This window comes from Reyranella sp. (assembly GCF_965249915.1).
GTDB lineage: Bacteria > Pseudomonadota > Alphaproteobacteria > Reyranellales > Reyranellaceae > Reyranella.
Genome location: NZ_OZ252257.1, coordinates 941,143 through 959,767, shown reverse-complemented (window position 1 = coordinate 959,767; position 18,625 = coordinate 941,143). Strand labels below are relative to the sequence as shown.

At 66.8% G+C, this 18,625-nt stretch carries 19 protein-coding genes; 5 read left to right on the top strand and 14 right to left on the bottom strand.

The window, feature by feature from the left end; genetic code table 11:
* Window positions 1-11: 11 nt before the first annotated feature.
* Together ACP15H_RS04750 and ACP15H_RS04745 are read right to left on the bottom strand one after the other, a co-directional pair.
* The gene (locus tag ACP15H_RS04750; RefSeq protein ID WP_425065055.1) at window positions 12-995 is read right to left on the bottom strand and encodes a Bug family tripartite tricarboxylate transporter substrate binding protein; all 984 of its coding nucleotides are present in this window, start codon (window positions 993-995) and stop codon (window positions 12-14) included.
* Window positions 996-1,026: 31 nt separating this feature from the next.
* On the bottom strand, window positions 1,027-2,103 hold the full coding sequence (locus ACP15H_RS04745; protein ID WP_425065054.1) for an LLM class flavin-dependent oxidoreductase: 1,077 nt from the start codon (window positions 2,101-2,103) through the stop codon (window positions 1,027-1,029).
* 104 nt (window positions 2,104-2,207) lie between these two features.
* Here ACP15H_RS04745 and cysQ point away from each other — a divergent pair, with 104 nt between their 5' ends.
* From cysQ to ACP15H_RS04725, 4 genes are read left to right on the top strand one after another with little or no spacing between them, the layout of a single operon-like run.
* Window positions 2,208-3,005, top strand: coding sequence for a 3'(2'),5'-bisphosphate nucleotidase CysQ (gene cysQ / locus ACP15H_RS04740; RefSeq protein WP_425065053.1), 798 nt, complete (start codon window positions 2,208-2,210; stop codon window positions 3,003-3,005).
* Window positions 3,002-3,979 (top strand): L-threonylcarbamoyladenylate synthase, encoded by a 978-nt coding sequence (locus ACP15H_RS04735; protein ID WP_425065052.1) that lies wholly within the window; start codon window positions 3,002-3,004, stop codon window positions 3,977-3,979. Before cysQ ends, ACP15H_RS04735 begins: the two co-directional genes overlap by 4 nt.
* A gap of 23 nt (window positions 3,980-4,002) precedes the next feature.
* Window positions 4,003-5,472, top strand: coding sequence for an FAD-binding oxidoreductase (locus ACP15H_RS04730; RefSeq protein ID WP_425065051.1), 1,470 nt, complete (start codon window positions 4,003-4,005; stop codon window positions 5,470-5,472).
* Window positions 5,472-6,902: an FAD-binding oxidoreductase gene (locus ACP15H_RS04725; RefSeq protein ID WP_425065050.1), complete on the top strand. Its 1,431-nt coding sequence runs from the start codon at window positions 5,472-5,474 to the stop codon at window positions 6,900-6,902. Before ACP15H_RS04730 ends, ACP15H_RS04725 begins: the two co-directional genes overlap by 1 nt.
* A gap of 121 nt (window positions 6,903-7,023) precedes the next feature.
* Here the strand turns inward: ACP15H_RS04725 and ACP15H_RS04720 are convergent, their stop codons facing one another.
* The 6 genes from ACP15H_RS04720 to ACP15H_RS04695 all read right to left on the bottom strand — a co-directional run bounded on the left by ACP15H_RS04720 (window position 7,024) and on the right by ACP15H_RS04695 (window position 12,579).
* Window positions 7,024-7,320, bottom strand: coding sequence for a hypothetical protein (locus tag ACP15H_RS04720; protein ID WP_425065049.1), 297 nt, complete (start codon window positions 7,318-7,320; stop codon window positions 7,024-7,026).
* Window positions 7,317-8,183 carry an isocitrate lyase/PEP mutase family protein gene (locus ACP15H_RS04715; RefSeq protein ID WP_425065048.1) on the bottom strand — a complete coding sequence of 289 codons (867 nt, stop codon included), beginning with the start codon at window positions 8,181-8,183 and terminating at the stop codon, window positions 7,317-7,319. The genes ACP15H_RS04720 and ACP15H_RS04715 overlap by 4 nt, the downstream gene beginning before the upstream one ends.
* A 118-nt stretch (window positions 8,184-8,301) precedes the next feature.
* The gene (locus ACP15H_RS04710) at window positions 8,302-8,853 is read right to left on the bottom strand and encodes a glycine zipper domain-containing protein (protein WP_425065047.1); all 552 of its coding nucleotides are present in this window, start codon (window positions 8,851-8,853) and stop codon (window positions 8,302-8,304) included.
* Window positions 8,850-10,751 carry a serine/threonine protein kinase gene (locus ACP15H_RS04705; RefSeq protein ID WP_425065046.1) on the bottom strand — a complete coding sequence of 634 codons (1,902 nt, stop codon included), beginning with the start codon at window positions 10,749-10,751 and terminating at the stop codon, window positions 8,850-8,852. Before ACP15H_RS04705 ends, ACP15H_RS04710 begins: the two co-directional genes overlap by 4 nt.
* Window positions 10,752-10,766: 15 nt before the next feature.
* The gene (locus ACP15H_RS04700) at window positions 10,767-11,651 is read right to left on the bottom strand and encodes an FHA domain-containing protein (protein WP_425065045.1); all 885 of its coding nucleotides are present in this window, start codon (window positions 11,649-11,651) and stop codon (window positions 10,767-10,769) included.
* Window positions 11,652-11,808: 157 nt separating this feature from the next.
* Window positions 11,809-12,579: an enoyl-CoA hydratase/isomerase family protein gene (locus ACP15H_RS04695; protein ID WP_425065044.1), complete on the bottom strand. Its 771-nt coding sequence runs from the start codon at window positions 12,577-12,579 to the stop codon at window positions 11,809-11,811.
* A 73-nt stretch (window positions 12,580-12,652) separates the two neighbouring features.
* Here ACP15H_RS04695 and ACP15H_RS04690 point away from each other — a divergent pair, with 73 nt between their 5' ends.
* Window positions 12,653-14,443 (top strand): acyl-CoA dehydrogenase, encoded by a 1,791-nt coding sequence (locus ACP15H_RS04690; RefSeq protein WP_425065043.1) that lies wholly within the window; start codon window positions 12,653-12,655, stop codon window positions 14,441-14,443.
* Here ACP15H_RS04690 and ACP15H_RS04685 read toward each other — a convergent pair.
* The 6 genes from ACP15H_RS04685 to rpsM all read right to left on the bottom strand — a co-directional run bounded on the left by ACP15H_RS04685 (window position 14,394) and on the right by rpsM (window position 18,548).
* Window positions 14,394-15,551, bottom strand: coding sequence for an MFS transporter (locus ACP15H_RS04685; protein ID WP_425065042.1), 1,158 nt, complete (start codon window positions 15,549-15,551; stop codon window positions 14,394-14,396). The two genes, ACP15H_RS04690 and ACP15H_RS04685, sit on opposite strands and share 50 nt — an antisense overlap.
* 76 nt (window positions 15,552-15,627) lie before the next feature.
* Window positions 15,628-16,092, bottom strand: a complete 465-nt coding sequence (locus ACP15H_RS04680; RefSeq protein ID WP_425065041.1) for a GNAT family N-acetyltransferase — start codon at window positions 16,090-16,092, stop codon at window positions 15,628-15,630.
* A gap of 99 nt (window positions 16,093-16,191) precedes the next feature.
* Window positions 16,192-16,614, bottom strand: a complete 423-nt coding sequence (gene rplQ, locus ACP15H_RS04675; protein ID WP_425065040.1) for a 50S ribosomal protein L17 — start codon at window positions 16,612-16,614, stop codon at window positions 16,192-16,194.
* Between the two features lie 21 nt (window positions 16,615-16,635).
* Window positions 16,636-17,706: a DNA-directed RNA polymerase subunit alpha gene (locus ACP15H_RS04670; RefSeq protein ID WP_425065039.1), complete on the bottom strand. Its 1,071-nt coding sequence runs from the start codon at window positions 17,704-17,706 to the stop codon at window positions 16,636-16,638.
* Window positions 17,707-17,750: 44 nt separating this feature from the next.
* On the bottom strand, window positions 17,751-18,155 hold the full coding sequence (rpsK, locus tag ACP15H_RS04665) for a 30S ribosomal protein S11 (protein WP_216961746.1): 405 nt from the start codon (window positions 18,153-18,155) through the stop codon (window positions 17,751-17,753).
* 15 nt (window positions 18,156-18,170) lie between these two features.
* Window positions 18,171-18,548, bottom strand: a complete 378-nt coding sequence (rpsM, locus tag ACP15H_RS04660; protein ID WP_230552260.1) for a 30S ribosomal protein S13 — start codon at window positions 18,546-18,548, stop codon at window positions 18,171-18,173.
* Window positions 18,549-18,625: the final 77 nt, after the last annotated feature.

Genomic DNA, 18,625 nt, shown 5'->3' with positions numbered 1-18,625 from the left:
CTCCGTTCTCCTCAATCGAGCGAGATGTTCAGCGAGCGGACCAACGGCTCCCAGAGCGCACGGTCCTGCGCCATGTACTTGTCGGCCGAGGCGGGCTCCTGCGGACCGGGAATGACAATCGCCAGCGGCTCGAAGCGTGCCTGCAGGACGCCGGAGGCCAGGATCTTGTTGATGGCGGTCTCGATGCGCGCAACCACTGCGGCCGGCGTCGCCTTCGGAACGGCGAGGGCATACCAGCCCACAGCCTCGAAGCCGGGATATCCGCTCTCCGCGACCGTGGGGATCGAGGGAGCGACCGCCAGGCGCTTGGCACTGGTGATCGCCAGCGGCGCGACGGTCTTCTGGTCGATCTGCGGCAGAGCGCCGGAGATCACTTCGGAGAACATCTGCACCTCGTCGGCCAACAGGGCGCGCATCGCGCCCGCGCTGCCCGGATACGGCACGTGGGTCATCTTGATGCCGGCGCGCTGGGCAAACAACTCGGCCGCGAGATGGAGCGAGGAACCGAGGCCCGAGGACGAGAAATTCACCTTGCCCGGATTGGCCTTCGCGTAGGCGACGAACTCCGACAATGTCCTGGCCGGAAACTTCGGGTTGACGATGAAGACCACGGGGACCTCGGCGATGATCGACACCATCTTGAAGTCGCGGTCGGTATCGTAGGCCAGGCCCTTCTTCAGCAGCGGATTCAGCGTATAGGTCGTGCCCGTTCCCAGCAGCATCGTATAGCCGTCGGCCGGCGCATTGGCCGCCGCCGTCGCGCCGATCGCGGTGGCCGCACCGCCCTTGTTGTCGACGATCACGGGCTGCCCGAGTTCCTTCGCCAGCGGCTCGGCGAGCACACGCGCCAGCAGATCGTTCGTCGCGCCCGGCGGATAGGGCACGATCAGCTTGATCGGCTTGTCGGGATACGACTGCGCCGGCGCGGTGCCGGCGAAGCCAAGCGAGAGCGCCGCGGCGCCCGCGAGAGCGACGCAAAACTGTTTCCTGAACACGTTTCCTCCTGCTTTGACGTTTGTCTTCTTGTTAGGCGGCTGCTGCGCGTTCGTGATCGATCTCGACGGCGCCCGCCTTCAGGCGCGGGATCAGCTCGCGGCCGAAATCGGTGACATCGCCCAATGGATCGAAACCGCGGATGAGGAACGAGGCCACGCCGAGGCTGTAGTATTTCAGCATCGCCGTCGCGACCTGCTCCGGTGTGCCGACGAGGCACGAGGTGTTGCCCTTGCCCGCAGCCGCGCCCGCGACCGGCATCCACAGCCGCTCATCATGCACGTCGCCGCGCTGCGCCAGCGCGACGAGACGTTCGGCCGACTTGTCCTGCGCCTTGCTCGGCATGGTCCCGCTCGACTTGAGATCGTCGAGGATCTTCTTTGCCTTGTCCCACGCCTTGCCTTCGGTCTCTGCGATGATCGGCCGGAAGGAGACGTTGAAGCGCGGCGTACGGCCGAACGGCTTGATCATGCGACGGAACTCTTCCATGCGCTCCGCCGTCTCCGCCAGCGGTTCGCCGAACATGGCGAAAGTATCGCAATGCTGTGCGCCCATCTCCATCGCGCCCGGCGAGGAGCCACCGAAGAACAGCGGCGGATGCGGCTGCTGGAACGGTCGGGCCTCGGAGAACACGTCCTTGAACCGGTAGAACTTGCCCTCGTAGTCGAACGGCTTGCTCGAGGTCCAGACCTTGCGCATCACGTCGAGATACTCGGCGGCGCGCACGTAGCGCTCTTCCTTCGGCGAGAAGTCGCCCTCGCGCTGCTGGTCGGCGTCGCTGTTGCCGACGATGATATGAAGCGCAAGGCGGCCGCCGGAGAGCTGGTCCATCGTCGCCGCGGCCCGCGCCGCCAGGGTCGGAGAAACGACACCCGGCCGGTGGGCGATCAGGTAGCGAAGCTTCTCGGTATGGGCCGCGGCATAAGTCGCGACGTTGAAGCCCTCGGCCGACGAGGCGTAGTAGCCGACCAGCACATAATCGAAGCCGGCCTTCTCGTGAGTCTGCGCAAACTCACGCAGGAACGAGGGCGAGATACCTCCGGCAATCACATGCAGGGAGGTCCCCTGCGGCGGCGCCACACCGATCATGCCGATCACGTTCACGGACATCGTTTCCCTCCGATTGTTCTATATATTGGAACATTGTTCCAATATACTTGCGGGCGTGAAGTTTGCTGTCAAGGCGGAGCCCCCGCCGTCTATAAGGACCGCCCATGACCCAGGCCCTTCCTCCCCTCGACACCCTCCGCGACACCTGCACCGACATCGCGGAAGAAGCCGCACGCGAGATCATGCGGATCTACGCCGGCGATCACGGCGTTCGCGACAAGGAGGACAAGAGCCCGGTCACGGATGCCGATCACGCGGCCGAAGCGGTCATCCTGGCCGGCCTGCACAAGCTCACGCCGGGGCTCGTGATCATTGCCGAGGAGGAAATGGCGGCCGGCCGCGTCCCGTCGCTCGATGATGGACGGCCTTTCTGGCTGGTCGACCCGCTCGACGGCACCAAGGAATTCATCAAGAGGAACGGCGAGTTCACGGTGAACATCGCTCTCATCGAGCACGGCCGCCCGACCCTCGGTATCGTCCTCGCCCCTGCCACCGAAACGCTGTGGCGTGGCGCCAGGGGGCTCGGGGCCGACAAGCGCGAAGGCAAGGGCGCCTTCACGCCGATCCGTACGCGCACGCCACCGTCCGAGGGGCTGACCGCCTGTGCGAGCCGCAGCCACGGCACCTACAACGACCTCGACATCTGGTTCCGCAACAACAACCTCACGGTGTCCGACCGCGTGCAGGCGGGCTCGTCGCTGAAGTTCTGCCTGATCGCCGAGGGCAAGGCCGACATCTATCCGCGGTTCGGACCGACCATGGAGTGGGATACCGGCGCAGCCCAGGGCGTGCTCGAAGCCGCCGGCGGCGAGGTCGTCACCGTGGACGGCAAGCCCCTGCTCTACGGCAAGCCGCGCTTCGCCAACCCGCACTTCATCGCTCGCAGCCTGGCGGCGCGATGAGCCTGGTCGAGGCGACGGCGCAGTCCATCGCCCAGGCCGCAGCAACGCTGCGTGACGGCGGTCTCGTCGCCTTCCCGACCGAGACCGTCTACGGCCTGGGCGGCGACGCCACCAACGAGCGGGCCGTGGCGGCCATCTTCGAGGCCAAGGGGCGTCCGCAGTTCAATCCGCTGATCAGCCACGTGCTCGACGCCGCCGCCGCGCGTGCCTTCGTGCGCTGGAACGACACCGCGGAGAAACTCGCGGCGCGTTTCTGGCCGGGGCCTCTCACGCTCGTGCTGCCCCGCGCCCCGGGCTCGACGATCGCCCTGCTCGCAACCGCCGGCCTCGACACGGTCGCAATCCGCGCGCCTTCCCATCCGGTGGCGCAGGCCCTGATCCGCGCGACTGGTCGCCCGATCGCGGCGCCGTCGGCCAACCGCAGCGGTGAAGTGAGCCCGACCCGTGCCGAGCATGTGGCACAATCCCTGGGGACACGGGCGCCGATGATCCTCGATGGCGGCGCCTGCCTGGTCGGCGTCGAATCGACCGTGCTCGATCTCTCGACCGACTCCCCCATCCTGCTGCGTCCCGGCGGCGCGACACGCGAGGCGATCGAGGCGGTGATCGGCCCCATCGCGCTCAGCGATGCCATCCCGAGCGGCGATGCCGCGCGCAAGTCTCCCGGCCAGCTCCAGAGCCATTACGCACCTTCGCGCCCCGTGCGACTGGAGGCGACATCGGTTTCGGCCGATGAAGGCCTGCTGGCCTTCGGCAATACGGTGCCGGCGGGCGCCATGTTGACGATGAACCTGAGCCCGTCCGGCAATCTCGGCGAGGCGGCCGCCAACCTCTTCGCCATGATGCGGTCGCTCGACCGTCCCGGTATCGGCCGCATCGCCGTGGCACCCATTCCGCATACCGGCCTCGGCCTTGCGATCAATGACAGACTAAGGCGAGCCGCGGCGGATGACGGCTCCCACAGGCAGCGCTAGTCTGCCGCCAAAGTGAGGAAACAATGCCCGATACCGCGATCATTCCGACCATCCCGACGGCCCCCGTCACGCCTGCGATCCTCGAAAGCCTGCGCGCCATCGTGGGCGACAAGGGCCTGATCGCCGACGACCAGGGCAAGCAGCCTTTCGTCACCGACTGGCGCGGCTCGATCGTCGGCAACGCCGCCGTCGTCGTGCGCCCGGCCAATGTCGAGGAAGTCTCGAAGGTCGTGAAGCTCTGCTACGACAATGGCATCGCCATCGTGCCCCAGGCCGGCAATACCAGCCTTATGGGCGGCGCGACGCCCTGGCCATCGCACACCGGCATCGTCCTGTCGGTCGGCCGCATGAACAAGGTGCTGAACGTCGATCCGGTCGGCTACTCGATGACCGTCGAGGCGGGCTGTGTGCTGCAGACGCTGCAGGAGACGGCCGCCAGCCACGACCGCTTCTTCCCGCTGTTCCTGGGCGCCCAGGGCTCCTGCATGATCGGCGGCAATCTCTCGACCAACGCCGGCGGCGTGCAGGTGCTGCGCTACGGCAATGCGCGCAACCTCGTCATGGGTCTCGAAGTGGTGCTGCCGAACGGCGACATCTGGAACGGCCTGCGCGCGCTCAAGAAGGACAATACCGGCTACGACCTCAAGCACCTGTTCATGGGCGCCGAAGGCACGCTGGGCATCATCACCAAGGCCGTGCTGAAGCTGTGGCCCGCTTCCAAGGACGTGGCGACCGCCTGGCTCGCCATCCGCGATCCGCAGGCCGCCATCGAGATCCTGTCCGAAGCGCACGGCGCCTCGGAGGACAATGTCGGCTCGTGCGAGCTGATGAGCCGGACCTGCACCGACATGGTCCTGCGCAACATCCCCGGCACTCAGGATCCGCTGAAGGCCGACACGCAATGGTTCCTGCTGCTCGAGTGGACGTCGGCGCGTCCCAAGGCCGAGGGCGCCGAGGGGATGTCCGAGAAGATGGAGCAGTTCCTCGCCGACCAGATGGAGGCCGGCCGCGTGCTCGATGCCGTGATCGCCCAGAGCGAGGCGCAGGCGCGCAACATGTGGGTGATCCGCGAGTCGGTGGCGCCCGCCTCTCGCGCCGAAGGGCCTGGCCTCAGCTACGACATCTCGGTGTCGATCTCCAAGGTGCCGCAGTTCATCGAACGCGGCCTCAAGGCCGCGCTCGACATCCTGCCCAGCATCCGCCCCTATCCGCTCGGCCATATCGGCGACGGCAACATCCACTTCTCCTTCATGGGACCGAAGGGCATGGACCGGCCGACGCTCAGCCAGTACTCGCCCGCCATCACGCGCGCGGTCAACGACCTGGTGACCAGCCTCGACGGCTCGATCTCGGCCGAGCACGGCATCGGCATCGACAAGCTCGACGAGCTTGCGCACTACCGCAGCCGGATCGAACTGGACACGATGCGCACGATCAAGCGCGCGCTCGATCCGAAGAACATCATGAACCCCGGGAAAGTTCTGCGTATCTGATGAGCGATTTCGTCGAAAAGCTGCGCGCCATCGTCGGCGACAAGGGTCTGATCACCGACGAGCAGGGCAAGCATCCCTACGTCACCGACTGGCGCGAGAGCTTCGTGGGCAACGCGCTCGCCGTGGTGCGGCCGGCCAACACCCAGGAAGTCGCCGACGTCGTGAAGCTGTGCGCGGCCGAGAAGGTCGCGGTGGTGCCGCAGGGCGGGAACACGGGCCTGGTCGGCGGCGGCACTCCCGACGAAAAGGGCCGCGAGATCGTGCTCTCGCTCAACCGCATGACGCGCATCGTCGACATCGACCTGATCGGCTATTCGATGACGGTCGAGGCCGGCGTCATCCTGAAGACCATCCAGGAAACGGCCGCGCAACACGACCGTCTGTTCCCGCTGTCGCTGGCCGCCGAGGGAAGCTGCACGATCGGCGGCAACCTCTCGACCAATGCCGGCGGCGTGCAGGTCCTGCACTACGGCAACGCCCGCCAGCTCGTCCTCGGCCTCGAGGTTGTGACTCCCCAGGGCGAGATCTGGAACGGGCTGCGCGCGCTCAAGAAGGACAATACCGGCTACGACCTGCGCGACCTCTATCTCGGCGCCGAAGGCACGTTGGGCATCATCACGCGCGCGGTGCTGAAGCTCTGGCCCAAGCCCAAGGACGTCGCCACCGCCTGGGTCGCCGTCCCCTCACCCGAGGCCGCCGTCGCCCTGCTGAGCGGCGCGCATGCCGCGTCGGAAGACAATGTCACCTCCTGCGAGCTGATGGGCCGCCAGGGCATCGACCTCGTGCTGCAGCACATTCCCGGCGCCGCCGATCCTCTGGCCGAGCGCCATGACTGGTACGTGCTGCTCGAGTGGTCCTCGACGCGCGCGCGTCGCGACGGCGAGAACCAGGGCGGCCTGCGCGAAAAGATGGAAGCCTATCTCGGCGAGGCGATGGAAGGCGGCCTCGTCCTCGACGCCACGATCGCGCAGAACGAGACCCAGGCGCGCGCGCTGTGGAGCCTGCGCGAGAACCATACGGAGGCTTCCAAGAAGGAAGGCCCCTCCGTGAAGCACGACATCTCCGTGGCCGTCAGCAAGATCCCCATCTTCGTCACCGAAGGGCTGGCTGCGATGAAGAAGGCGCTCCCCGAAGGCCGGCCGGTCACCTTTGGCCATGTCGGCGACGGCAACCTCCACTTCAACTGCCAGGCGCCCGCAGGCTGGGACAAGGCGCGCTTCCTGCCGCACACCCATGCCCTGAATGCTGCCGTCTACGATCTGGTGGTCAGCTATGGCGGATCGATCTCGGCCGAGCACGGGATCGGCCTGCTCAAGGTCGACGAGCTCGCCCACTATCGCAGCCAGGTCGAGATCGACACGATGCGGACGATCAAGCGCGCGCTCGATCCGCAGAACCTGATGAATCCGGGAAAGATCGTCCGGGTCTAAACGCTGTCGTCCTGAGCGGTGTGAAGGACCTCACATAGCGGCCAGAGGGTTGCGTTGCGGACGGGAGATCCTTCGCTGCGCTCAGGATGACAAGAATTGAGCACGAACGCGCTTTGTCTCCCTAAGGCCGCGGCGTGCGGTCGTTGGTTCGGTCGACGATCTCGTACTGGACGTCGGTGATCTTGCCGTCGTGATGACGGGCCGGCGGCGCAGGCTCGATGTCGCGGCCAAAGAAACCCAGGATCCAGCGTTTCGCCTTGAAGGCCAGCAACAGCACGAGCGCGACGGCCGCGATGCCCGCGATCACGGCGAAGCCCAGGACCGCGAGCACGACGAAGGCGATCAGACCCAGGATCGCCTGGATCCAGACGCGGGCCGGCAGGCGCGACAGGAGTTCGAGGAACTGCTTGCCGTTCATGTCGCCCAACGCTTCTCGAAGTCCCAGACCTCGGGGAATCCCATCAGCCCATGGATGTCCTGATATTGCGGCAACGGATCGCCGACGCTGGTGCCGCTGTCCTTGAGATGCGCGAACGACTGCCGCATCGCCTCGGCGGCGACGGTGAGGCCGAGGACGGGATAGATCGCGAGATCGAAGCCCCATTTCTTCAGACGGTCGACCTCGGCGCGCGGCGTCTTGCCGAACTCGACCATGTTGGCGAGCAGCGGCTTGTTCACCTCGCGCCCGATGCGCTCCAGTTCGGCCTCGCTCTCGGGCGATTCAACGAAGATGATGTCGGCGCCCGCCTCCTCGTAGAGCGCGGCGCGGCGCAGCGCTTCGTCGAGCCCCAGCGCCGTGCGCGCATCGGTACGCGCGACGATCAGCGTTTCCTCATGCCGGCGCGCATCCGCCGCGACCCGGATCTTGAGCACCATCTCCTCGGCCGGAACCACGCGCCGTCCCGGCGTATGGCCGCACTTCTTGGGCGTCTCCTGGTCCTCGATCTGGATCGCCGCGACGCCCGCCGCCTCGTAGCCGCGAATCGTGCGCTGGACGTTCAGCAACCCGCCATAGCCTGTATCGGCGTCGGCGATGAGCGGCGTTTCGATCACGGAGCAGATCATCTCGGCGCGGCCCAGCATGTCGGAATAGGTCGCCAGCCCGGCATCGGGCAGGCCCAGCATCGAGGCCGTGGCGCCGTAGCCCGTCATGTAGAGAGCCGGAAAGTCCATGCGGTCCGCGACGCGCGCGGAAATGCCGTCGTAGACGCCCGGCGCCAGGATGAACTCGCCCCGTGCCAGGAGGTCCCGCAGTTTCGCTGCCTGTCGATTGCCTGCCATACCTCTCTCCTCGCTCAGGAAAATGACCGAGTTGTGTCGATTGGACCAGCCCGCCGCACACGAAAACGGCCGGCGATCAGGGACCGCCGGCCGTTCCGTTCCAGAAAGTGTCAGCCGGTCAGACGGAAACGGGCTTCAGTTCCTGCGAGCCCGCCGACTTGCAGAAAGTCGTCGTCTCGGTCGTGGTCTGGCCGTTCTTGGTCGCCGTCAACTCGATCGGCCGGCAGGTGCTGCCGTCGGCGCGGCTGGTCGCCGGAGCGACCGGCTTGGCGCTGACGACGGTCGGCGGCGCGGTCGATGCAGCCGAAGACGAAGTCTTGGTCGGTTCGACCGTGTACGTGGTCGGTACATTGTTCTCAGCGACGAACGCGTACTGCGTGGCTTCGGCGAGACGGCGGCGCTCCTGATCGTCGAGCGCGCGGCCGACGAGATTGCCGGCGAGGCCGCCCACCAGCGCACCACCGACTGCGCCACCGACGGACCCGAAGGCCAGGCCGCCCACGACACCGCCCAGCGCCGCGCCCATGACGGTACCGGTCGTCTGGTTGTTCGGCTGCCCGCGATCGTCCGTGCAGGCGGCCACGAGCCCAAGGGCTGCGATCACGCCTACGATCCGGACGACGATCTTCCTGCCGGAGAAGAAGGCCGTGTCAGCAGTCACTGCAGTCATCTGGTGCATCTCCTTTTGTATTCAGGAACGTTCACTCTACTCCAGAGATATTGCTTGCTGCCACGGGCATCGTCCTCCGCATCCGCATAGGAGCGCGGAGCATCGCACGAGGCCAGCAGCAGGCCGGTCCGGACCAGGACGAGCGCGAGATCGTCGCGGTCCGAGTCCGGTATGTCGGCGAGCGGATCCTTGGAGTTCCGTTTGGTGATCAGGCAACGATAGAGCGGCGTGCCATCGGTCAAGCGGTCCGTCTGGCGGCAGCGCAGGTTGCGCGGCTGAGCGGCCAGCGAATCGGCGGCAAGCTTGTGAAGCGCCGGATCGTCCACGACGTCGACCCCCTGCAACCTGATCTCACCGGTGCGGTCCTTGAGGCCGATCATCATCAGCGTCTTGCCGAAATGGTCGAAGTTGCCGGCCACGAACTCGGTCGCCTTCCGGGCCTCCTCGATGGCCTTCTGCCGGGCAGCAGCTTCCTCGGCGGCCTTGCGCTGGGCTTCCTCGTCGGCGCGCTTCCGATCGGCGATTTCGGCCTCGACCTTGCGCCGCGTCTCTTCTTCGATCTGGCGCTTGGCGGCATCGGCTTCGGCCTTCTGCCGCGCCGCGAGATCTGCTTGTGCCTTGGCGTCCTGCTCCGCCTTCGCTTTGGCCTCCTGCTCGGCCTTGGCCTTGGCTTCCTGTTCGGCCTTCTCGGCGCGCAGCTTGTCGGCCTCCGCCGCCGCCTTGCGACGCCCCTCCTCGGCCGCTTCGGCCGCGGCGCGTGCCTTCACCATCTCCGGGTCGGGCCCGCGCGTGGCCATCGCATAATAGCCGCCGCCTCCGACCGCCAGCAGGACGAGCGCCGCGATGCCGGCCCACAGGCCGGTCCGGCTCTTCGCCGCAGGCGGGGGCGGAGCGGTCGGCGACACCGTGGCCGGCCCGAGAACGGACACGCGCGCAGCCGGCGCGTCGTCGCCCTTCCCCATCACCATGGTGGCGTTCGGCTCTGGGGCGGCGGTCATGCCGAGGATGGGTCGCCAGCCGGCGATCGACTGCGGACGGTCGCGCGCGGCGACGGTGAGACCGGCATCCACGCCAGCCAGCACGCCCGGCGAGAACCCCTGGGGGGCCAGCTTGCCGAGCGGCTCATAGCCGTCGTCCAGCATGCGGTCGAAGGCATTGGGCGGCGCCTTGCCGGCGATGGCGTGATAGATCGTGGCAGCGAGGCCGTAGATATCGGTCCACGGCCCCTGCTTGGCCGACGTCATCTGTTCGGCCGCGGCGTAGCCCGGCGTGAAGATTGCCGTCATCGCGGCCGTCCGGCCGACCATGGCCGCGCGCGAAGCGCCGAAGTCGATCAGGGTCGGATTTCCGGCAGCGTCGAGCAGGATGTTGGCCGGCTTGATGTCGCGGTGCAGGAAGCCCGCGGCATGGACCTGCTCCAGCCCGTCGAGCAGCGGCCACAGGATGCGATCGATTTCCTCGGGCTTCAGCTTGCCGCCGGTGTTGATGCGATCCTCGAGCGTGGCACCGCTCAGCAGTTCCATCACGATGTAGGCCGTGCCATTGGCTTCGAGGAAATCGAAGACCTGCACGATCGCCGGCACGCGATGGAGGCTGGCGAGCGTGCGACCTTCGGTGACGAAGCGGTCGCGTCCCCAGCCGAAATCGTCGGCCATCTTGGTCGTGCGCGGCAGCACCGTGGAGCCGTCCTGGCGCACCGCCAGCGCCGACGGCAGATACTCCTTGATCGCGACTTCGCGGCCGAGTTGCACGTCGCGGGCGCGATAGGTGATGCCGAACCCGCCCTGTCCCAGCACCGACACGATCTCGTAGCGTCCGATCATCTGACCGGCCTTCAGCGAGACATAGTCGACCTCCGGCGGCGGCGTGGCACCGGAAAGGGTCGTGGGCTCGTTCATGGGCGGGTCACGCCCCTAGGTGTGATGAACGACCAGCTCGACATCGCCGAGCCGCAACTTCGATCCTGCCTGCAGGGCAATCGGCGCGCCTGCTTTGAGAGCCGTACCGTTGACCGCGGTCCCGTTGGTCGAACCAAGATCCTCGACCTGCAACGCCTCGCCGGCGACGCTGAGCCTGGCGTGTCGGCGCGAAACGGTCGGATGGGGCACGACGAGTTCGCACTGGTCGGCGGCGCGGCCGATGCACATGCCCTGGCTCTGGCCGACCAGCTTTTCCAATGACACTTCGAACGTGTGCTTGCGCCCCGCCGAATCGGGCCCTTCGAAGCGCAACGTGATCTGAGGCACCATGCGCGTCGTCGTCCCGGGCGAGGCGAGCTTCGCCTGCCTGACGTGGAAGACCTGCACGGACCGGCTGACGTTCTTGAGCTGGTGTTCGCCGCCGTCATGGAACACGTACTCGGTCCGCAGCTCCACGAGGTCGCGGACGGCGCGCGACACCGCGATGCCACCGGGTTCCGCCAGCGTCTGGATGCGGGCGGCGAGATTGACGCCGTCGCCGAAGATGTTCTGGTCCTCGTCGTCGATGATGACTTCGCCGAGATGGACGCCGATGCGGAACAGCATGCGCTGCTCCTCGCTGAGCTGCTCGTTGAAACGGGCCATCCGCTCCTGGATGTCGATCGCCGCGGCAACCGCCGAGACGGCCGAGCCGAACTCCGCCAGCATGGCGTCGCCCGCCGTCCCGACGAGACGGCCGCGTCCGGAGTCGATGGCCGGACGCCAGACTTCGATCTGGGCTGACTTGAGGTGGCGGAACGTACGGGTCTCGGCGCCCTCCATCATCCGGGTGAATCCGGCGAGGTCGGCGTGGACGATGGCGGCTAGGCGGCGTTGCATGGTCTCTTCGGTTCAGCGGCCCTATCTCGATTTACCGCCCGGCTGCAATATACCTCGCCAGGCGGCTGTCGGCACGGCCTCAGATACTGCCGGCATCCTGCATTGAATCGCGGCATTCTTGGGACAACCGGAGCGATCAGGTGCGGTTGTCCCTGCGTCAGCGGCCCGTGAAGGTCGGAGTGCGCCGCTCGCCGAGTGCCGCCAGCCCCTCCTTGAGATCTTCCGAGGTCGCACAGGCCCGCTGGGTCTCGCGGATCGAGGGCATGTCGGGTGCCGCCTGGGCGAACTGCTCGATCGCCCGCTTCATGCCCGACATCGACAGCGGTGCGAGGCCGGCCAGGCGCCCGGCCTTCTCGGCCACCTTGTCCTTGAACTCAGCGCGCTCGACCAGCCAGTCGAGATAGCCGACCGCCAGGAGCTCGGTGTCGTGGAAATCCTCCGACAGCAGGAAGGCACGCTTGGCGAAGCTCGGGCTCACCTTCTGCGTATAGCGGCGCAGCCCGCTCGGATAGTAGTGGAGACCGAAGCGCGCCGCCGGCATGAAGAAGCGCATGCCCTTGACGCCGAGGCGGAAGTCGCAGGCCAGCGCCAGATCGGTGGCGCCGCCATAGACACCGCCGTTCAGCGCGCACAGGGTCGGCATGCGCATGGCCTCGATGCGATCCATGACGACTTCGAACGTGTTGTCGCCACCCTCGTCCTTGCGCTCGCCCGCAGGGATCGAGCCCAGGTCGTAGCCGGAGCAGAACGTCTTCTCGCCGGCACCGGTGATCACCGTAGCGCGCACGGCGCGATCGGCGTCGGCCTTCTCGACCGCCTCGCGCAGCAGCTTCAGCCCCGAGGGGTCGAGGCGATTGTGCTTCGCAGGATCGTTCAGCGTGATGGTGGCGATGGGGCCGTCGATCGACAGCAGGACTGAGTTTGTCATGTGGCCTCCAAAATAGCCGAGCCGGTCGCCAAAAGCGACCGAGCGCGCCATATTGCGGAACGGAGGATTTTACATGACTTACACTGCCCCGCTGGCCGACATGCGTTTCGCGCTGCGCGAAGTGGCCGGCCTTTCCGGTGTCGCCGCCCTGCCGGGTTACGAGCATGCGACGGACGACACGATCGACGCCGTGCTGGAGGAAGCCGCCAAGCTGGCCGGCAATGGCCTCGCGCCCCTCAATCGCGAGGGCGACAAGGTCGGCGCCAAGCTCGAGAACGGCGTGGTGCGTACCGCGCCCGGCTTTGCCGCGATCTACAAGGAATTCGTCGAGGGCGGCTGGAATTCCCTGCCCTTCGATCCGGAGTTCGGCGGCCAGGGCATGCCGTGGCTGCTGGCGACCGCCGTGCAGGAGATGTGGCAGGCCGCCAACATGGGCTTCGGCCTGGTGCTGCTGCTGAACCAGGGCGCGATCGACGCCATCCACCATCACGGGTCGGAACAGCAGAAAGCGGCCTATCTGCCCAAGATGATCTCCGGCGAATGGACCGGCACCATGAACCTCACGGAGCCGCAGGCGGGCTCCGATCTCGGCCAGCTGAAGAGCCGCGCGGTGAAGAACGGCGACCACTATCTGGTGAGCGGCCAGAAGATCTTCATCACCTACGGCGAACACGACATGGCCGAGAACATCGTCCACCTCGTGCTCGCCCGAACGCCCGACGCGCCGGCGGGCGTGCGCGGCATCTCGCTGTTCATCGTCCCGAAGTTCCTCGTCGGCGCCGACGGCGGCCTGGGCAAGCGCAACGACCTGCGCTGCGTGTCGCTGGAGCACAAGCTCGGCATCCATGCCAGCCCGACCTGCGTGATGTCGTTCGGCGACGATGGCGGCGCGGTCGGTTATCTCGTCGGCGAGGAGGGCCGCGGCCTCTCCTACATGTTCACCATGATGAACAACGCCCGCCTGTCTGTGGGCATCCAGGGCCTGGCCATCGCCGAGCGCGCCTACCAGCAGGCGGCGGCCTTCGCGCGCACCCGCGTCCAGTCGAAGGACGACGGCAGCGCCGCCCCCGCTTCCGTGTCGATCGTCCACCATGCCGACGTCCGCCGCATGCTGATGAGCATGCGCGCCCAGATCGAGGCGATGCGGGCGCTGGGCTACTATACGGCTGCCGGCATCGATGGCGCGCTGAAGCAGCCCGACAAGGCGGCGGGCCGCAAGATCCAGGACCGGGTCGACCTGCTGATCCCGATCGTGAAGGCCTGGTTCACCGACCTCGGCAACGAGATTGCCTCCACCGGCGTGCAGATCCACGGCGGCATGGGCTTCATCGAGGAGATGGGTGCTGCCCAGCATCTCCGCGATGCCCGCATCCTGCCGATCTACGAAGGCACGAACGGCATCCAGGCACGCGACCTGGTGGGCCGCAAGATCGCCAAGGATGGCGGCGAGACGATGCTGGCGCTGGTTGCGGAAATGCGGGCCACGGCCGAGGAGATGAAGGCCGCCCCCGGCGACGATATCGAGGCCATCCGCACCGGCCTCGAAGCCGCAGCCGATGCCCTGGAGGATGCGACCCGGTGGGTCGCCCAGTCGGTCAAGGCCGAGCTGGTGAGCGCGCTGGCGGGCTCCGTGCCTTTCCTGCGCCTGGCCGGCACGGCGTTGGGCGGCTGGCTGCTGGCGCGCAGCGCCCTGGTGGCCCAGACGCGGCTCGGCCAGCGCGACGGCGATCCCGCCTTCCTCGAGGCCAAACTGGTCACGGCGCGCTTCTACATCGAGGTGATCCTGCCCCCGGCCTTGGCCCAGCTCGGCCCGCTCAAGGCGGCGGGGCGGACGGTGTTCGCACTGGCGGAAGAGCAGTTCTGATCGCGCAAAACGCCAGCGCGCCGCTCGCGATCAGCAGCGGCGCGCGCATCGACAGCCCGTAGAGGGCCGTGCCGCCCAGGGCACCCGTGATCCAGCCGGCGGCCATTGCCGCCTGCAGGCGGCCGGCGACCAGCCCCTGGCGGCGCTCGCCGCCCAGCCGGGCGGCCTCGGTCATGAGGCCCGCCTGCGCCAGGCCATAGCCAACGCCGAGGATGGCGAAGGTCGCGATCAGCATCACTGCGCCTTCCGCCATCAACGCGCCCGCAACACCGGCCACGCAGATGACGAAGCCCAGCAGCATCAGGTCACGTGCCGCCAGCGCCAGCACTCGCACACCGACGGACTGCATCAGGAACGCTCCCGTGGCGAAGGAAGCACCCGCGAAGCCCGCGATGCGGATCGCCGCGACAGTCTCGGCGCCGAAGCGATCCTGGACGTAGAAGGCAGTCGTCGGCTGCAGCGCGCCGAAGCCCAGGACCATAACGAAGCTCAGCAGCGCACAGCCGGCAAGGCCGTCGACCGGCGCGTTGCTGGCCTGCGCCATCGCGGCAGGCCGGGGTGGCTCGGCAACGCCGGTGATCGCGAGGGCGGCCAGCGCGGCCACCACGCCCCCGGCGATTACCGGCCAGGCGAGGCCTAGTCCCACCAGCATCGCCGTCAAGGCGGGGCCCAGCACACTGCCAAGGCTCGCAGCCGCGCCCACGGAAGCAATGCCGATACCTCGTCTTCCGCGTGGTGTTGCATCGACTATCCAGGCAATCGCCGTCGGCTGGATGCCGCCCGCGAACAGGCCATAGACGATGCGCGCGGCCAGCAGCCCGAGGAAGACGTACGGCCAGCGCGCCAGGTAGAAGCCGGCGAATAGTGCGAGCGAGAGCGTCGTCGCGACCAGCCCCAGGACAATGACGCGCGTCCGGCCGAAGCGGTCCGACAGCCGCCCCCAGGACGAAGCTGTCACGACGAACAGCAAGCCGGAGGACGCGAAGATCACGCCGACCTCGAATTCACCAAGGCCGACCTCGCGGCCGAACAGGCCGAGCGTCGCGAACACCGCCGCATTGGCTATGGTGGCCGCGAAGACAGCGAACAGGATAACAGCCGCTTGCACCGGCGCAGCCTCGACCAAATGCGCGCGGCAGAGAAAGCACAAATCGTTGCCGCGCGTTACTGATCGTTGCGGGCTGTTACAGCGGCTTCACCATGTGGACGCGCATATGCGCGTCCTTGCCGTGGTCGGGCAGAGCGCGACGGACGATAGCGAAGCCGTGGCTGCCATAGAGCCTGATGAGATGATACATCATCTCGGCCGTGACCAGCGAGATGGCGCGGTCGCCGCGTGAAAGCGCGACTTCGTCGAGCTGCTGAAGCAGCCAGCGTCCGAGGCCCGTGCCCTGCTGCGCCGGGTGGACGGCCAGCCGGTCGAGGAAGAGTTCCGCCTCCCGCCGCTCGGTGGCAGCGACCCCGACGATCTGCCCGTCCTTCTCCGCCACAAACACGTCGCCGCGCTCGATCGAGGCCGGCAGCCACTTGTAGTAATCGGCCGGGATCTCGCGGCCGAGCTTGGCGAGATAGGGCGTGAACGCGGCGCGCAGAACGCGGTCGGCGTCGGCGCCTTCCGATAGCTGGGCGTTCCTGAAGATGAAGCTCATGCCCGAGCTTAGCCTTTCGCTGGGGGCGGGCCACTCGAGCAAACAAAAACGCCCGGGCTTTCGACCGGGCGTTTTCAATTCGGTGCAAAGAAAGAGGCTTTACGCCGCTTCCTGCTGCGTCGCCTGGTCGGCCGACGGACCGCTGTCCTGGCCCTTGGCCGAGGTGTCGCGCTCGACGAACTCGATCACGGCCATCTCAGCGGCGTCGCCGAAGCGGTAGCCTGCCTTCAGCACGCGGAGGTAGCCGCCGTTACGCTTGGAGTAGCGCGGTCCGAGCGTCGTGAAGAGCTTGTCGGCCACGTAGGGATCGCGCAGAAAGCCGATCGCCTGGCGACGGGCGTGCAGGCCGCCGCGCTTGCCGAGGGTGACCAGCTTCTCAACGATCGGACGCAGGTCCTTCGCCTTGTGAAGCGTGGTCGTGATCTGCTCGTGCTTGATGAGGGCACCGGCGAGATTCATGAACATCGCCTTGCGATGCTCCGCCGTGCGGTGGAACTTCCGGCCGCGATTATTGTGACGCATGACTTCTTTCCTTCTACCGGCCTAGTACGGCTCTTCCAGCCGCTTGGCCATTTCCTCAATGTTGTCCGGCGGCCAACCCGGGATTTCCATTCCCAGGTGGAGGCCCATGCCAGCCAGCACTTCCTTGATCTCGTTCAGCGACTTGCGGCCGAAGTTCGGGGTGCGCAGCATCTCCGCCTCGGTCTTCTGAACCAGATCGCCGATATAGATGATGTTGTCGTTCTTCAGGCAGTTGGCCGAACGGACCGACAGTTCCAGTTCGTCGACCTTGCGCAGCAGGTTGCGGTTGAACGGGAAGTCGTCCTGCTGCTCTTCCCTGCGGACCTCGCGCGGCTCCTCGAAGTTGATGAAGAGCTGGAGCTGGTCCTGCAGGATGCGGGCGGCGAGCGCCACGGCATCGGCCGGCATCGTCGTGCCGTTGGTCTCGACAGTCATCGACAGGCGGTCATAGTCGGTAACCTGGCCGACGCGGCTGTTCTCGATCTTGTAGGAAACGCGCTTGACCGGGCTGAACACCGAGTCGATCGGGATGAGGCCGATCGGAGCGTCTTCAGGACGGTTCGCGGAGGCCGGGATGTAGCCCTTGCCGGTGGCGACCATGAGCTCCATCGAGATCGAGGCGCCGTCGTCGAGCGTACAGATCAGGTGCTTGGGGTCCATGATCTGGACGTCGCCGGGCAGTTCGATCATGCCGGCGGTAACCTCTCCGGGACCGACGGCACGCAGATAAAGACGCTGCGGGCGATCGCCCTGCATCTTCACGGCCATCGCCTTGATGTTCAGGACGATGTCCACCACATCCTCACGGACGCCGGGAATCGACGAGAATTCGTGCAGCACGTTGTCGATCTTGATCGACGTGACGGCCGCGCCCTGGAGAGACGACAACAGGACGCGCCGCAACGCATTGCCGAGAGTGAGACCGAAACCGCGCTCGAGCGGCTCGGCGACGATGGTCGCAGTGCGACCCGGATCGACGCCGGCTTCGGTGACAAGCTTCTCCGGCTTGATCAGGTCCTGCCAGTTCTTCTGAAGCACGTGGGCTACCCCTCTAGACCGGTTCAAGCGAGCCCCTCGGGACTCGCCATACATTCCTCATGAGCGGGCGACGCCGACGGCGCCGCCTCCACTCGAAATCAGACGCGGCGACGCTTCGGCGGCCGGCAGCCATTGTGCGGGATCGGCGTCACGTCGCGGATCGACGTCACGGCCAGACCCACCGCCTGCAGCGCCCGAAGAGCCGACTCACGACCCGACCCCGGACCGCGCACCAGGATCTCGATCGTGCGCATGCCGTGTTCCATCGCCTTGCGGCCGGCGCCTTCGGCGGCCATCTGCGCGGCGAACGGAGTCGACTTGCGAGATCCCTTGAAACCCTGCTGGCCCGACGACGACCAGGCAATCGCGTTACCCTGGGCATCGGTGATCGTGACGATGGTGTTGTTGAACGAGGCGTTCACGTGCGCGACGCCGGCGATGATGTTCTTGCGTTCCTTGCGACGGGGACGCGCGGCGCCGGTGGCGGCTGCAGCTTTGGCCATGTCCGTGATCCCTTCTTACTTCGTCACTTTTTTCTTGCCGGCGATCGGCTTGGCCGGGCCCTTGCGGGTACGCGCATTGGTATGGGTGCGCTGGCCGTGGACCGGCAGGCCGCGACGATGACGCAGGCCGCGATAGCAGGCGAGATCCATCAATCGCTTGATGTTCATCGCCACTTCGCGCCGCAGATCACCCTCGACCGTGTAGTCACGATCGATGGTTTCGCGGATGCGGATGACCTCGTCGTCGCTCAGCGTATTCACGCGGCGCGACTCGTCGATCCCAACTTTTCCACAGATCTCCTTGGCTTTCGCCGCACCGATCCCATGGATGTACTGAAGCCCGATCACCACACGCTTGGCGGTCGGAATGTTCACACCGGCTATACGAGCCAAAGTCCCAACTCCTTCAAAGACTTATGGCGCGCTCGCGCGCGCCCGTCACATGTTCCGCTGGCCCCGGAAAAGCGCGC

What these genes read in the sequence shown, in the direction of transcription:
- rplQ (WP_425065040.1), bottom strand. Translation starts at nt 16,614, where the DNA reads ATGCGTCACAATAATCGCGGCCGGAAGTTCCACCGCACGGCGGAGCAT.
- ACP15H_RS04745 (WP_425065054.1), bottom strand. Translation starts at nt 2,103, where the DNA reads ATGTCCGTGAACGTGATCGGCATGATCGGTGTGGCGCCGCCGCAGGGG.
- ACP15H_RS04705 (WP_425065046.1), bottom strand. Translation starts at nt 10,751, where the DNA reads ATGAACGAGCCCACGACCCTTTCCGGTGCCACGCCGCCGCCGGAGGTC.
- ACP15H_RS04695 (WP_425065044.1), bottom strand. Translation starts at nt 12,579, where the DNA reads ATGACAAACTCAGTCCTGCTGTCGATCGACGGCCCCATCGCCACCATC.
- ACP15H_RS04700 (WP_425065045.1), bottom strand. Translation starts at nt 11,651, where the DNA reads ATGCAACGCCGCCTAGCCGCCATCGTCCACGCCGACCTCGCCGGATTC.
- ACP15H_RS04670 (WP_425065039.1), bottom strand. Translation starts at nt 17,706, where the DNA reads ATGTATGGCGAGTCCCGAGGGGCTCGCTTGAACCGGTCTAGAGGGGTA.
- ACP15H_RS04680 (WP_425065041.1), bottom strand. Translation starts at nt 16,092, where the DNA reads ATGAGCTTCATCTTCAGGAACGCCCAGCTATCGGAAGGCGCCGACGCC.
- ACP15H_RS04710 (WP_425065047.1), bottom strand. Translation starts at nt 8,853, where the DNA reads ATGACTGCAGTGACTGCTGACACGGCCTTCTTCTCCGGCAGGAAGATC.
- ACP15H_RS04735 (WP_425065052.1), top strand. Translation starts at nt 3,002, where the DNA reads ATGAGCCTGGTCGAGGCGACGGCGCAGTCCATCGCCCAGGCCGCAGCA.
- ACP15H_RS04720 (WP_425065049.1), bottom strand. Translation starts at nt 7,320, where the DNA reads ATGAACGGCAAGCAGTTCCTCGAACTCCTGTCGCGCCTGCCGGCCCGC.
- cysQ (WP_425065053.1), top strand. Translation starts at nt 2,208, where the DNA reads ATGACCCAGGCCCTTCCTCCCCTCGACACCCTCCGCGACACCTGCACC.
- ACP15H_RS04715 (WP_425065048.1), bottom strand. Translation starts at nt 8,183, where the DNA reads ATGGCAGGCAATCGACAGGCAGCGAAACTGCGGGACCTCCTGGCACGG.
- ACP15H_RS04730 (WP_425065051.1), top strand. Translation starts at nt 4,003, where the DNA reads ATGCCCGATACCGCGATCATTCCGACCATCCCGACGGCCCCCGTCACG.
- rpsK (WP_216961746.1), bottom strand. Translation starts at nt 18,155, where the DNA reads ATGGCCAAAGCTGCAGCCGCCACCGGCGCCGCGCGTCCCCGTCGCAAG.
- ACP15H_RS04725 (WP_425065050.1), top strand. Translation starts at nt 5,472, where the DNA reads ATGAGCGATTTCGTCGAAAAGCTGCGCGCCATCGTCGGCGACAAGGGT.
- ACP15H_RS04690 (WP_425065043.1), top strand. Translation starts at nt 12,653, where the DNA reads ATGACTTACACTGCCCCGCTGGCCGACATGCGTTTCGCGCTGCGCGAA.